Raw genomic sequence first — 12,849 nt, forward strand, 5'->3', positions numbered from 1 at the left:
CGGCCCTCCTCGGCCGGGTCGCCGCGTGCTGTTCGCATACGAAGCCCCCAGTTCCTCCGCTTCCGACTGCGAGAATCCCCATGAGCCGTCCCACCGCGCCCGGCGCCTCCCTCACCGCCTCCAACGTCACCTACCAGTGGCCGGACGGCACCACCCTCTTCGACGGACTCTCCCTCACCGTCCCCCGCGGCCGCACCGGTCTGGCCGGGGCCAACGGGGCCGGGAAGTCCACCCTGCTCCGCCTGTTCGCCGGACTCCTGCGCCCCTCGGCGGGGTCCGTCACCGTCGGCGGAAACCTCGCCCACCTGCCGCAGAACATCACCCTGGACACCTCCCTGCGGGTGGACGCGGCCCTCGGCATCGCCGAGCGGCGGGCAGCCCTGCGCGCCATCGAGGCCGGGGACGTCCGCGAGGAGCACTTCGAGACGGTCGGCGACGACTGGGACGTCGAGGAACGCGCCCTGGCCACCCTCGGCGCCCTCGGCCTCGGCGCCGTCGACCTGGACCGCACCGTCGGCCGGCTGTCCGGCGGGGAGACGGTCCTGCTGCGCCTGGCAGCGCTGCTCCTGGAACGCCCCGACGTGCTCCTCCTCGACGAACCCACCAACAACCTCGACCTGTTCGCCCGCCGCCGGCTGTACGACGCGGTCGATTCCTGGCGCACCGGCATCCTGGTCGTCGTCAGCCACGACCGGGACCTGTTGGAGCGGGTCGACCGCATCGCCGAACTGCGGGCCGGCTCCGTGAGTTGGTACGGGGGCGGCTGGTCGGCGTACCAGGAAGCCCTCGCCACCCAGCAGGAGGCGGCCGGGCGGACGCTGCGGGCCGCCGACGCCGACGTACGCCGTCAGCAGCGGGAACTGGAGGAGGCCCGGATCAAGGTGGCCCGCCGCCAGCGCCACGACAGGAAGCTGGACTCCCAGCGCAAGGCCCCGCGCATCGTCGCCGGGGAGCGCAAGCGCTCCGCCCAGGAGTCCGGGGACCGGCTGCGCGGACTGCACGAGGACCGCCTCGACGAGGCGCGCGAGCGGAGGGAGGAGGCCGCCGAGGCCGTCCGCCGGGACGCCGAGATCAGAGTGAGCCTGCCCGGCACCGCCGTACCCGCGGGCCGCACCGTCCTGACCGTACGGGACCTCAGCCTCCCCTACGGCCGACTGAGCGGAGGCAGCCTCCAGGTGCAGGGCCCCGAACGCATCGCCCTGGTCGGCCGCAACGGGGCCGGCAAGACGACCCTGCTGCGCGCCATCACCGGGGAGCTCGCGCCGACCGCCGGGGAGGCCACGGCGGCGGTACCGCTGAAGTTCCTGCCGCAGCGACTGGACATCCTCGACGACACCCTGAGCGTCGCCGACAACGTCGCCCGCACCGCCCCGGGCACCACCGACAACCAGATCCGCTCCCAGCTCGCCCGGTTCCTCTTCAAGGGGGCCCGCGCCGAGCAGCCGGCCGGCACCCTGTCGGGCGGCGAACGCTTCCGGGCCGCGCTCGCGGCCACCATGCTCGCCGCCCCCGCCCCGCAGCTGCTCCTGCTGGACGAACCGACGAACAACCTCGACGTGGCCAGCGTGCGGCAGCTGACGAGCGCCCTGGAGTCCTACGAGGGCGCGCTCCTCATCGCCGCCCACGACCTGCCGTTCCTGGAGGCCGTGGGCATCACCCGGTGGATCCTGCTGGACGACGCCCTGCGCGAGACCGACCCCGACGAGCTCCGCGAGTTGTTCGGAAGCCCGGATTCCGCCCCGGCGGGCACGGCGTGACGCCGACCGCGCGGTCGGAGAAGAAGACGGAGGAGGAGATCCCGATGGACGCCGACCTCGGTCCCTGTGTCGTCCTGATCACCGGAGTGATGGCCGCGGGGAAGTCCACGGTGGCCCAACTCCTGGCGGAGAGCCTGCCGCGAGCGGTCCACGTGCGCGGCGACGCCTTCCGCCGCATGATCGTCTCCGGCCGGGCGGAGATGACGCCCGACGAGGCGGAGGAGGCGCGCAGCCAGCTCGACCTGCGCCAACGGCTCTCGGCCCAGGTGGCCGACGCCTACGCGGACGACGGCTGGACGGCCGTCGTCCAGGACATCGTGCTCGGCGACGACCTGCCGCGCTACGTCGAGAGGGTCCGCGCCCGGCCCCTGCACGTCGTCGTACTCGCGCCCTCGCCCGAAGCCGTGCGCACGCGGGAGGCCGGCCGGGGCAAGACGGGGTACGGGGAGTGGACGGTCGAGGCGTTCGACGCGTATCTGCGGAGGGGAACGCCTCGCATCGGGCTCTGGCTGGACACCTCGGGGCAGACGCCCGAGGAGACGGTTTCGGCCATCCTCGACGGCCTGCGCGGGGGAGCCGGGGACCCGGGGCGGTCGCAGGAGGTGTGACCGGGGGCGGGGCGGGAAGGGAGGCCGCTGCCCGGCAGGGCGGGCGGCAGGTCAGGCCGCTTCGTAGTGGTGGGCCCGCCCGCCCCGCCATTCCACCCAGACCGGGTTGTCGAGCAGCCGGCCCGCTTCTTCGAGGCCGGCCCCGCTCAGGAACACGATCACGTCGTGGTCGCTGTGGGCCAGCCCGAGTATCTCGTCCCGGCCTTCGTAGTGCGCGGTCACCCGACGGCCGCCCGACGGGGTCGGCCGGTGGATGACGATCGGGGGAGTTGCCATGGCTCCACCCTGCTCCGCACCCCGCGCCCCCGCATCCCCGGCCGGCCCCCTCCGCGAGCGGCCCCGAGGGGGCCCGTGAAAGGCTCCGACCCCTTCCCGGAGGGGCCGCGGCGGCCCTCACCGCCCGGAGGCGACGAGTTCCACCGTTGTGGTGACGCGCACCAGGGAGGGGCGCCGCGGAGCGGAACCGAAACCGAAGGCGACCGGCGGATCGAGCGGGCCGAGCCGCCCCAGGCTCACGCCGTCCAGCGCGGCGTCGGCCGCCACGATCCGCCGCAGCCCCCGCGCCCCGTACCACTCCCGCCGCCCCGGACCCGCGCGACCCAGGGTGCGTACACCCGGCATCAGCAACCGGGCCGGCCCGTCGCACAGCGCGGCCCAGAGCGGGCTGCGGGCGAGCGGGGCCGGTACGGCGGACAGCAGCAGACCGAGGGCGGACCGCCGGCCGGCCCGCAGCCGCAGACGCAGGGGGCCCGCCTCGACCAGCCAGCTCTCCCCGGTGACGGCGACCGCCACGGGGACCACCTCGACGCGGTCGAAGCGATAGGTGGCGGCGACGAAGTCCGCGATCCGTCGGGACGGGGCCAGCAGGACGCGCCGGCCCCCGGGATGCTCGACCATCACGTCGCTGAACGCCCCGAACGGGGAACGCGGCCAGTGCCCCACCACCAGCCGGACCCCCGAGGAGGTGCCCACACCGGCGATCCAGCCGTCGAACCGCAGTCGCTCACCCGTCACGCCCCCAGTCTCCCCCGTCGCACGCGCCGGGGCGGACCCGACGAGCGGCGCGGCGCGCCGGGCGGGCTACTCGAAGCGGGACGTGTCCCCGGCCCCGCGCCGTACGATCTCGGGCTCGTCGCCGGAGAAGTCGATGACCGTGGTGGGCTCGGTACCGCAGTCGCCCGAGTCGAGGACGGCGTCCACCTCGTGGTCGAGCCGCTCCTTGATCTCCCAGCCCTGGGTCATCGGCTCCTCCTCGTCCGGCAGCAGCAAGGTGCTGGACAGCAACGGCTCGCCGAGCTCGGACACCAGCGCCTGGGTCACCACGTGGTCGGGGATGCGCACGCCGACCGTCTTCTTCTTCGGGTGCAGCAACTGGCGCGGCACCTCCTTCGTCGCCGGGAGGATGAAGGTGTAACTGCCGGGCGTCGCCGCCTTGACCGCCCGGAACACGTCGTTGTCCACGCGGACGAACTGCGCCAGCTGCGCGAAGTCGTGGCACACCAGCGTGAAGTGGTGGCGGTCGTCGAGGTTCCGGATCGACTTGATCCGGCCGATGGCGTCACGGTTGCCCAACTGGCAGCCCAAGGCGTAGCACGAGTCCGTCGGGTACGCCACGAGCGCGCCGGACCGGATGCTGTCGACCACCGTGCTGATGGTGCGGGGCTGGGGATTCGCGGGGTGCACGTCGAAGTACTTGGCCATTCGCCGAGCTTACGCGCTCGGGAGCGGGCGGCAGAGCCCCCGGCGGGAAAGCGCGGGAGGCGGCCGTCGTGCGACGGCCGCCTCCCGTTCCGCTTCGGCCGCCGGCGTGCACCGCCGGGGGGCCGGTCAGACCGCGGCGGCCCCCACCAGCTCGTCCAGCACGTCCTCCATGGTCACGAAGCCGATGACCGTGCCCTTGTCCCCGGCGACCGCGGCGAGATGCGTACCGGCGGCCCGCATCGCCGTGAGGGCGTCGTCGAGCGGGGTGTCGATCTCGACCCGGATGACGGGGTGCAGCGCGCTCTTGGGCAGCGCCTCGGTGCGCTCCGCGACACCGAGGGCGTCCTTGATGTGGAAGTAGCCCAGCAGACCGTCGTCGGGGCCGATGACGGGCAGCCGGGAGAAGCCGGAGGAGACCGCGGCCCGCTCCAGCTCCCGCGGGGTGATGCCCAGATCGACGGTGACGGTCCGGTTCAACGGGACCATCACCTCGCCGACCGGCCGGGTCCCGAGCTCCAGAGCGTCCCGCAGACGCTCCCCGTCGGCCGGGGCCAGCAGCCCCGCGTCGCTGGAGTCCTTCACCAGCCGCACGAGCTCGTCGTCGGTGAACACCGAGGCGACCTCGTCCTTCGGTTCCACCTTGAGCAGCCGCAGCAGCGTGTTGGCGAAGGCGTTGACGCCGAAGATGACCGGCCGCAGCGCCCGCGTCAGGCCCACCAGGGACGGGCCGAGCGCCAGCGCGGTGGCGACCGGAGCGGCCAGCGCGATGTTCTTCGGGATCATCTCGCCGATGAGCATGTGCAGATAGGTCGCCAGGGTCAGCGCGATCACGAAGGCGATCGGGTGGACCAGGGCGTCGGGCACGCCGACCGCGTCGAACGGCGGCTCCAGCAGGTGGGCGATGGCCGGTTCCGCGACGGCGCCCAGCACCAGCGACGAGATGGTGATCCCCAGCTGGGCGGTGGCCATGGCGGCCGACAGGTGCTCCAGGCCCCACAGGGCGCTCCTGGCCCGCCGGCTGCCCTGCCTGGCCTGCGGCTCGATCTGGCTGCGGCGCACGGAGATGAGCGCGAACTCCGCGCCCACGAAGAACGCGTTGGTGAGAAGCGTGAGCGCGCCTATGGCGAGCTGAACGGCGGTCATCGGGCGTCCTCCTCCACGAGGGCGAGCGCCGGGGCGGGCGCGGTGATCCGGACCCGGTCGGCCCGGTGGTGCTCGATGTCGAGCACGTCGAACCGCCAGCCGTCGGCCTCGACCCGGTCGGCGCGGACCGGGATGCGGGCCAGCCGGGTGGCGAGCAGGCCGGCGAGGGTCTCGTACGGGCCTTCCGGCGCGCGGAAGCCGATCCGGTCGAGCTGGTCCAGCCGGATGCTGCCCTCCGCCTCCCAGACCTGGCGCCCGTCGCCGAGCGGCTCGGCCGGTGCGAGGTCGGGGCGCTCGTGGGGGTCGTGCTCGTCGCGGACCTCGCCCACCACCTCCTCGACGATGTCCTCGACGGTGGCGACGCCCGCCGTACCGCCGTACTCGTCGATCACCACCGCCATCGTCCGGTGCTTGCGCAGCTGCGCAAGCAACCGGTCCACGGGCAACGAGTCGGGCACCAGCAGCGGCTCGGTGGCCAGCGCCGTGACCGGGGTCCGGGGCCGCTCGGACTCCTCCAGGGCCAGGACGTCGCGGATGTGGACCGTACCGATGACCTCGTCCAGGCTGTCGCGGTAGACCGGGAAGCGGGAGAGACCGGTGGCCAGCGTGAGGTTGGCGGCGTCGGCGGCCGTGGCGTGCGCGTCCAGCGCCCGGACGTCGACGCGCGGCGTCATCACGTTCTCCGCGGACAGCTCCGCCAGGTGCAGCGTACGGACGAACAGCTCGGCCGAGTCCTGCTCGATGGCGCCCTCACGGGCGGAGTGCTGAGCGAGCGCGATCAGCTCCTGCGGCGTACGGGCGGAGGCCAGCTCCTCGGCGGGTTCCAGGCCCAGCCGCCGCACCGCGCGGTTCGCGGTGTTGTTGAGGTGCCGGATGAGCGGGGCGAAAGCCGCCGTGAACGCCCGCTGCGGGGTCGAGACGACCTTGGCGACCGCCAGCGGACTGGAGATCGCCCAGTTCTTCGGGACCAGCTCGCCGATGACCATGAGGACCACGGTGGAGACGGCCACCCCGAGGAGGGTGGCGACCGTGGACACGGCGCCCGCCGGAAGCCCGACGGCCTCCAGCGGACCGCGCAGCAGCACCGCGAGGGACGGCTCGGCCAGCATGCCGATGACCAGAGAGGTCACCGTGATGCCGAGCTGCGCGCCGGAGAGCTGGAACGTGAGCCGCTTGGCGGCCCTGAGCGCGCTCTCGGCGCCGCGCTCTCCGGCCTGCGCGGCCCGTTCGAGCTCGCCGCGCTCGATGGTCGTCAGCGAGAACTCCGCCGCGACGAACACCGCACAGGCCAGTGTCAGCGCGAGGGCGAGGAGGAGCAGGGCCACTTCGCTCACCGTGTCACCTCCGTCCCTCGGTGCGCAGGGCCAGGGATGACACGGTTCCTACTGGGAGGCTCACCCATTGCGGTGCCGCAGCTCCTTCTCTGTTCGGTCGTCGGGATCGACGGTGGGGGACGGGTGCGAACCCGCCTCATAGATAGTAAAGGGAACGCAAAGCACGCGGGAGTGTCGAGCGTCACACGGAGCGCGGGCGGGCCCGCCCGGCACCCGTGCACCCCGGCCTCGGGGGAGTGCGGGCCGGGAGGAGGACCGCCCGGCGCCCCGCGGCCCTTCCGCGACGGCGGTGCCCCCGCCGGTCCGGTGAGGGCGAGGGGGCAGACAGGTGACCGCCCGCGCCCAGGCGTACGCCCGGCGGAGACCGGGGAACCAGGGGGAGGAGGCCGGGAGGCGAACGGCCGCCCGCGTGGACGAGGAGCCCCATGAACCACCGACTCCGGACCGATGCGAACCACCAGCGCCCCGAAGGCGTCACCGACGCCACCGTGGAGGCGCTCGGAGCCCTGTCGAAGGCCCTGGAGACCGCCGAGCGCGCCCGCGGCGCCCTGTACGACTTCCATCAGCTCACCGGGAGCGCCGACCTCGCCCTCGACGACGCCGTCCGGCTGCTCCGCGCCGCGGGGCACGGACGCCAGGCCGAGCAGGTCGAACGGGAGGTCCTCGGCCGCAACGTCATCCCCGGCCACTGGACCTTCCAGATCGTCGAGGAGTACAACGCCACCTACTACGACGTGTTCCGGGCGATCGAAGGGCGGATCAGGCAGGAACTCGCCGAGGGTCGCGACCACCTCTACGAGGCCGAGATGAAGGCGGCCCGGAGGACCGAGGGGCACCCCGACCACACCGCGGACTGACAGGCGGCCGCCCCTTTCCGGCTCCTCGCCCCTCCGTCGTCACCGACCGTAGCCGCACGAGATGCGGAGCGGACCGGCTCCGGTGACGCTGGGTCTCCGGTCGCGCACGAAACCCCCGTTGCCGACGGAGGCCCACGACGGAGGACGGCCCATGGACCCCTACGACAGTCCGGCGCGGCGGGCCCACCGTATCCGTGAACGCGCCGAGGAACTGGGCCGCGCCGCCGACCGGGCCACCGACCCGGAGCACCGGCAGCGGCTGCGGGAGAAGGCCCGGCGGCTGCTGCGCGAGGGACCGGCCGATTCCCACCCCTCTTAGGACTTGTCCGGCCGATGTCCTCCTGGAGGCGGAGCGGATCGCTGCCGACTGCAAGGAGACGGCAGCCCGGGAAGCGCAGGACGAGAAGGCGGCGGCCGCGGTGGCGGCCGCCGGCTCCTGCCCGACCGGACGCCCGCAGCCCGCCGCCCGGCAACGGACGGCGCCCGCCGGCCCGCTCCGACTCGGCCCGGAGCGCGCTCACGTCGTCGCCCTGGCCGTGCCCGTGCTCCTGGGGGTGGCAGCGGTACGACGCAGGGGTTCCGCCGCCCTTTCTGCGATGCCCGCGCAGCCGGCTACGGAGCCTTGCTCGCGGGTGGAGGCGTGATGGACGGTTCGATCGTCGACCGGACGTAGATCCGCGTGGTGCCGGGTGTGAAGGCGTGGGCGAAGAGGTCGACGCAGCGTTGGAGGTATTTGCCCTCCGGGGACGCGAGGCCGTCCGGGCACAGGCCGGCCTTCCGCAGGCCCTGGACGAGCGTCTCGGGTTCGGGCAGTCCGAGGTGACCGAATGCGGCGGCGGGCCGGTAGTCCTTCTCTTCGGGGCGGGAGTTCCCGATCATCTCGGTGCCGCTTCGGATGAGTCGGCCTGTGTACCGCTCCGCGTCCTCGCTCGGCAGGACGAAGGCGAGCAGGGCGGTGTCGTAACGCCGGCCGGTCTTGTAGCCCGACCGTCGGTCCGAGGCTCCCTCCGGAATGCGGATACCGAGCTGGTCGCTCATCCAGGCGGGCGTGGCTCCTTCCTCCCAGCAACACGTCATCTCCTGGTCCGTCAGGTCCGACGACACGTCGTCGGCGACCCAGGACACCACACCGATCGCGGTGGCGACGCAGGCGAGAAGCCCTGCAACGACGACGACTGCGGCCGGCACACGACGGCGGCGCACGGGCTGCGTGTCGGGGGCGGTCCGGGGGGAGGTGTCCATCAGTGATCCTCTGTCGTGCTTCCTGCTGCTCACGACCCGGATCCGTCCGGTCGCCCTCGCCGCCCGGCTGGTCCGGCTGCGGCAGAGAACCCTGGTTCGGGGCGGGTCCGCCCAGATCGTAGTGTTTGACGGAGTTGCTGCCTGCCATGTCGCATTCCTGAGCGATGCCCGCGGTGTGGAGGCGGGCCATCTGGCCATCCGGAATGCTCATGTCGCTGCCCCATGGGAGATCGATGGTCACGCCTTTGCTCTCATCCCAGTTGTAGCGGTCCCAGGCGTTGGCCTGGTGGGCGAGACCGGCCTTGGGCTGTCCGTTCTCGTCCGGCACGACGGTGACCACGCCGGTCACGTTCGACCGGGTGGACCCGACTGCGTAGAACCGGTTGGTGTCGACATCCGGCGTGAAGGCGAAGTCCCGGTTCCCGGTCTCCACCGGCATCGAGACGGGTCGTCCGCCCTTGCGCCGGAACTCCGCGAGAGCGTCGTCGCGCCAAGCCGCCTGATGTTCCCTGATGCCGTCCTCGATGTGCGCGTTGAAGCGGGGCACGTCGGACATCATCTTGTCGACGGGCAGATCCATGTTCGTCCCGCTGTTCCCGAGGTAATGCGCCATGTGCCGCGCGGCGTCGACCGGCACCCCGTCTGCGAGGCCGCCGACGGCTGCTGCCCGACCCTCGCCGTGCGGGGACGCCGGGCACCATCGGCAACACGGGTGGGGACCGGCCTGGGGCCTGGGTCTGCGGCTTCTCGTCCACGCAGAGCACCCGTGCCTTCTCCGGCGGGTCGAGGCAGAGGCCGACGACGTCGCGGACCTTGTCGATGAACAGCGGGCCGGTGGACGGCTTGAACACTTGCGACCGGTGCGGAGCAAGGGCGAAGGCCCGCCGGATCCGCGACCGCTGGACCAGAGCCCGGGCCGTCGCACGGCGATGGTCCCGCCCCACCAGCGGGGCTCGTCGGGCATCAGCGACCGAGAACGGCGGAATCTTCGGACCCGGACGACTCATGCCCGACCAACGGCGAATCTCCGACTCGGATCACCAGGGGGTGTTCGAGGAAGCTGTCGCCTCGTGGGCGGCGAGTTCTCCGGCCAGCTCCAGGCAGCGCAGACGGGCCGGGGAGAAGTCGTAGGGCATCTTCCCGACAGCTTCGATCGCGCTCATGGTCCGCTGTTCCCCGGAGCTGTGGCCGGCCTCGTCCTCGCCCTCATCGGCGGGTGCGGGGTGCACAGTGTCCCAGGAGTCGAAGAGTGCGTCGTCGCTCTCCGCCGGGCCGGAGTCCTCGATGACGGCGTGCAACGCTTTTTCGAAGGCGTGCCGTTCGGCCGCCAGGCGGGCGACGCGGGGGTCATCGACAGCGACCGTGTCGTCGAGCGCCTGCTCGGAGGCGTCCAGACGGTCGGACTCTTCCCGCAGCTCCGGATGGGTGGCCAGGGCGATGAAACGGCCGGCCTGGAGGGCCGCTCCGAGCGGTCCGAAGATCCGCTCGGTGACCAGCAGGCTGTCCAGGTCCGCCTGGCGCAGGGAACCCTCGGGCAGGCCCTTGAGGCGGCTGGTGACGAAGTCGGAGAGCAGACCCATCCTGCTTCCCTCCGTGCGCATGCGCTGCACGGCAGTCTGCTGCCGCCGCAGTTCTGCCTCCTGAGCGAGAAGGGCTTCCTCCAGCCGTTCCAGGGTGCCCGCGATGCCGTCGTCGCTGTCGGCGGGGGCCGTGTCGGCGAAGGCGTCACGGATGTCGTCCAGGGCGATCCCGGCATCGGCCATCCTGCGGACCCACAGCAGCCGAACCATGTCCTCGTAGCCGTAGCGGCGGCGGCCGTCGCCGCCCCGCACGGGCTCGGGGAGCAGACCGATCTCGTGGTAGTGACGGATCGCCCGCGGTGTGGTGCCGACGAAGGCCGCCGCGTCACCGATCATGACCCGGCGCGGCGCGATGAAGGACGAGAACATGAGCAGGGGCCTTCCTCGATGGGGCGGGACGTGAGTACACCGGACCACATACCGCTACGGAAGCTGCAACCCGAGACGCTCCGTCCGGCATCCATGCCGGGGGAAGCGTCCTTCGCCGTACCGCTGGGCCCGCCCGTCAGGACGACCGCGGGAAAGCCGATGGCCCGCGTCGCCGCCGGCCGGTAGCGTTCCGCGCCGTGACCCCGATCCTGCGCACCGAGCGGCTCCTGCTGGAGCCGTACGTTCCCGAGGACGAAGAGGACTTCGTCGCCCTGTTCCAGGACACCGACGTGTCCCGGTGGATCGGGGACGGCCCCTCCACCGAGGCCGAGGACCGGGCCCTGTTCGGCCGGGTCTTCACCAAGGTCTACGCCCGGGACCTGTTCGATGTCTGGGCCGTCCGCCGTGCCGGACGCCTGATCGGGCACGCCGAGATCAAGCGGACCGACGCCGTCGACGGTCACGAGATCGTCTACGCGCTCGCGCCCACGGCCTGGGGGAGCGGCCTGGGGACCGAGCTGGCCCAGGCCGTCGTCGCCCACGGTTTCGGCGCCCTCGGCCTGTCCGAGATCCACGCCACCGCCGCCGCCGAGAACAAGGCGTCGCTGACTCTGCTGGAGCGCATCGGCTTCGAACACGTGAGGGACATCGAGGAGGACGACGGCAGCACCACGCGTGTGCTGACCCGTCGCCGCTGAACCGGATTCAGCCCGCCGGCGCCACGATCGCTCCCTCGACGCCGTGGCGCTCCAGAGCGTCGGCGACGAAGCCGTCCGCCTTCATCTCCTCCACGAACGAGGCGAGCAGCTCCAGCGCCGCCGCCCCCCGCCCGGCGGGGAGTCCCATGGCCTGCCTGATCACCATGAACCGCCCCGGCAGCACTCGTACGCCCTCGGCCCGCGCGGCTTCGGCCTCCAGCAACTGACGGATACCGGCCGCCACATCGACCTGACCCGTACGCAGGGCCGCGAGGGCGCGCGGAGCGCCCTCCAGCCTGACCACTTCGGCCCGGCGGATCTCGCGGGTGAGGAAGAGGTCGTAGGCGGACCCGGCGCCGACCGAGATCCGGGTGCCCTCGCGGTCCACCTCACCGTTCTCGGTGACCGGGGACGCCTCCCGTACGAGGTACCCGCCCTCGATGAGAACGTAGGGGGCGGTGAACCGCAGTCCCTCGCTCCGGACGGGGTCGACCGCGAAGAAGCCGATGTCCGCCCGCCCGGCCCGTACCGCGTCGACCGACAGTGCCGCCCTCTCGAAGGCCACCAGCTCGACGGGCACCCCGAGCCGCCGCCCGAACGCGAGGGCCAGGTCGACGGAGACCCCGGCGGGTTCACCGCTCACCCGATCGCGGTGGGCGAGGACCGGATTGCCGAGGTTGATCGAGGCGCGGAGGGCGCCGCCGGGCGCGAAGGCGGACACGAGGGCGGAAGGAGTGGGCTGTTGGGGCATGACGCCGAGTCTACGAGCGCGCCGGCCGGGGGCGAAGGGAGTGCGGGACGGCTTCCGGCCGGGGGCGAAGGGGGTACGGGACGTATCCCTCACGCCCGGCGGAAGGAGGGGACCGGGGGCGGCCGCCACCTGCGGGCTCAGGCCCCCACCGTCCCGTCCACGCCCTCCCGGAGCAGGTCCGCGTGGCCGTTGTGGCGGCCGTACTCCAGCAGCACGTGCACCATCACCATCCGCAGCGAGACCTCCTTCTCCCAGCGCGGCTGACGCCCCACCAGCTCTAGCGAGGCCGCCTCCCGCTCGATCCGGCGCGAGTTCGCCACCTCCGCCTGCCAGGCGGCGAACGCCTCGGCCCGGGTGGCGGTGCCCGCGTCGTACGCGGCCTGGAAGTCGAAGGGCTTCTGCGACCAGACCATCGGGGCCGATTCGTCCTCGAACACCCTGCGGAACCAGGCGCGTTCCACTTCCGCCAGATGCCGTACGAGTGCCAGCAGCGACAACGTGGACGGCGGCATCGACCGCTCGCGCAGCTCCTCGTCGCCCAGCCCCGCGCACTTCATCGCCAGGGTGTCCCGCTGGTAGTCGAGAAAGGCCCGCAGCGTCTCGCGCTCACCCCCCAGCAGCGGAGGCGCGATCCGGTCATCGGTCGTCATGGTGCTCCTCAGTCCGTGTGCAGGCGGACAGTATGACCGGTCGGCGTGGGGGGCCCCCCCCCCGGGGGCCCCCCCCCCCCCCCCCCCCGGGGGGGCGCCCCCCCCCCCCCGCCCGGGGGGGGCCCCCCCCGGCCCCCCCCCACCCCCCCCCCAAAGCGC

14 protein-coding genes and 1 pseudogene are annotated in these 12,849 nt (G+C 72.9%); 5 read left to right on the plus strand and 10 right to left on the minus strand.

Features of this window, described 5'->3' with window-relative positions:
• Positions 1-80 precede the first annotated feature (80 nt).
• The gene (locus ACH4K1_RS19220; RefSeq protein WP_398090479.1) at positions 81-1,757 is read left to right on the plus strand and encodes an ABC-F family ATP-binding cassette domain-containing protein; all 1,677 of its coding nucleotides are present in this window, start codon (positions 81-83) and stop codon (positions 1,755-1,757) included.
• 44 nt (positions 1,758-1,801) lie between these two features.
• Entirely contained in the window at positions 1,802-2,365 is a 564-nt protein-coding gene (locus ACH4K1_RS19225) for an AAA family ATPase (RefSeq protein WP_398090504.1), read from the plus strand.
• A 51-nt stretch (positions 2,366-2,416) separates the two neighbouring features.
• Here ACH4K1_RS19225 and ACH4K1_RS19230 read toward each other — a convergent pair whose 3' ends face one another.
• The 5 genes from ACH4K1_RS19230 to ACH4K1_RS19250 form a co-directional block, all read right to left on the minus strand.
• Positions 2,417-2,641: a hypothetical protein gene (locus ACH4K1_RS19230; RefSeq protein ID WP_228994840.1), complete on the minus strand. Its 225-nt coding sequence runs from the start codon at positions 2,639-2,641 to the stop codon at positions 2,417-2,419.
• A 117-nt stretch (positions 2,642-2,758) separates the two neighbouring features.
• On the minus strand, positions 2,759-3,379 hold the full coding sequence (locus ACH4K1_RS19235) for a hypothetical protein (protein ID WP_398090480.1): 621 nt from the start codon (positions 3,377-3,379) through the stop codon (positions 2,759-2,761).
• Between the two features lie 66 nt (positions 3,380-3,445).
• On the minus strand, positions 3,446-4,066 hold the full coding sequence (locus tag ACH4K1_RS19240; RefSeq protein ID WP_398090481.1) for an L-threonylcarbamoyladenylate synthase: 621 nt from the start codon (positions 4,064-4,066) through the stop codon (positions 3,446-3,448).
• Between the two features lie 126 nt (positions 4,067-4,192).
• Entirely contained in the window at positions 4,193-5,209 is a 1,017-nt protein-coding gene (locus tag ACH4K1_RS19245) for a hemolysin family protein (protein ID WP_398090482.1), read from the minus strand.
• Complete coding sequence (locus ACH4K1_RS19250; RefSeq protein ID WP_398090483.1) at positions 5,206-6,543, minus strand: hemolysin family protein; 1,338 nt, start codon at positions 6,541-6,543, stop codon at positions 5,206-5,208. The genes ACH4K1_RS19245 and ACH4K1_RS19250 overlap by 4 nt, the downstream gene beginning before the upstream one ends.
• 425 nt (positions 6,544-6,968) lie before the next feature.
• Between ACH4K1_RS19250 and ACH4K1_RS19255 the strand changes: the two genes are divergently transcribed.
• Both ACH4K1_RS19255 and ACH4K1_RS19260 read left to right on the plus strand, forming a co-directional pair.
• The gene (locus ACH4K1_RS19255) at positions 6,969-7,400 is read left to right on the plus strand and encodes a hypothetical protein (RefSeq protein WP_398090484.1); all 432 of its coding nucleotides are present in this window, start codon (positions 6,969-6,971) and stop codon (positions 7,398-7,400) included.
• A 151-nt stretch (positions 7,401-7,551) separates the two neighbouring features.
• A complete protein-coding gene (locus ACH4K1_RS19260; RefSeq protein ID WP_398090485.1) occupies positions 7,552-7,719 on the plus strand; it encodes a DUF6381 family protein in 168 nt (55 codons plus the stop codon).
• Between the two features lie 293 nt (positions 7,720-8,012).
• On the opposite strand, the gene ACH4K1_RS19265 is transcribed toward ACH4K1_RS19260, so the two are convergent.
• The 3 genes and pseudogenes from ACH4K1_RS19265 to ACH4K1_RS19275 all read right to left on the minus strand — a co-directional run bounded on the left by ACH4K1_RS19265 (position 8,013) and on the right by ACH4K1_RS19275 (position 10,591).
• Entirely contained in the window at positions 8,013-8,642 is a 630-nt protein-coding gene (locus ACH4K1_RS19265; RefSeq protein ID WP_398090486.1) for a hypothetical protein, read from the minus strand.
• Positions 8,643-9,316: 674 nt separating this feature from the next.
• Positions 9,317-9,649 (minus strand): annotated as a pseudogene (locus tag ACH4K1_RS19270) (IS630 family transposase); the annotation flags it as partial.
• A 30-nt stretch (positions 9,650-9,679) separates the two neighbouring features.
• Entirely contained in the window at positions 9,680-10,591 is a 912-nt protein-coding gene (locus tag ACH4K1_RS19275) for a MerR family transcriptional regulator (protein ID WP_398090487.1), read from the minus strand.
• Positions 10,592-10,788: 197 nt separating this feature from the next.
• Between ACH4K1_RS19275 and ACH4K1_RS19280 the strand changes: the two genes are divergently transcribed.
• Positions 10,789-11,289, plus strand: a complete 501-nt coding sequence (locus tag ACH4K1_RS19280) for a GNAT family N-acetyltransferase (protein ID WP_398090488.1) — start codon at positions 10,789-10,791, stop codon at positions 11,287-11,289.
• 7 nt (positions 11,290-11,296) lie between these two features.
• Here the strand turns inward: ACH4K1_RS19280 and ACH4K1_RS19285 are convergent, their stop codons facing one another.
• Both ACH4K1_RS19285 and ACH4K1_RS19290 read right to left on the minus strand, forming a co-directional pair.
• Positions 11,297-12,040, minus strand: coding sequence for a transporter substrate-binding domain-containing protein (locus tag ACH4K1_RS19285; RefSeq protein ID WP_398090489.1), 744 nt, complete (start codon positions 12,038-12,040; stop codon positions 11,297-11,299).
• Positions 12,041-12,177: 137 nt separating this feature from the next.
• A complete protein-coding gene (locus tag ACH4K1_RS19290) occupies positions 12,178-12,690 on the minus strand; it encodes a DinB family protein (protein WP_398090490.1) in 513 nt (170 codons plus the stop codon).
• Between the last annotated feature and the right edge of the window lie 159 nt (positions 12,691-12,849).

This window comes from Streptomyces sp. NPDC017448 (genome assembly GCF_044330565.1).
GTDB lineage: Bacteria > Actinomycetota > Actinomycetes > Streptomycetales > Streptomycetaceae > Streptomyces.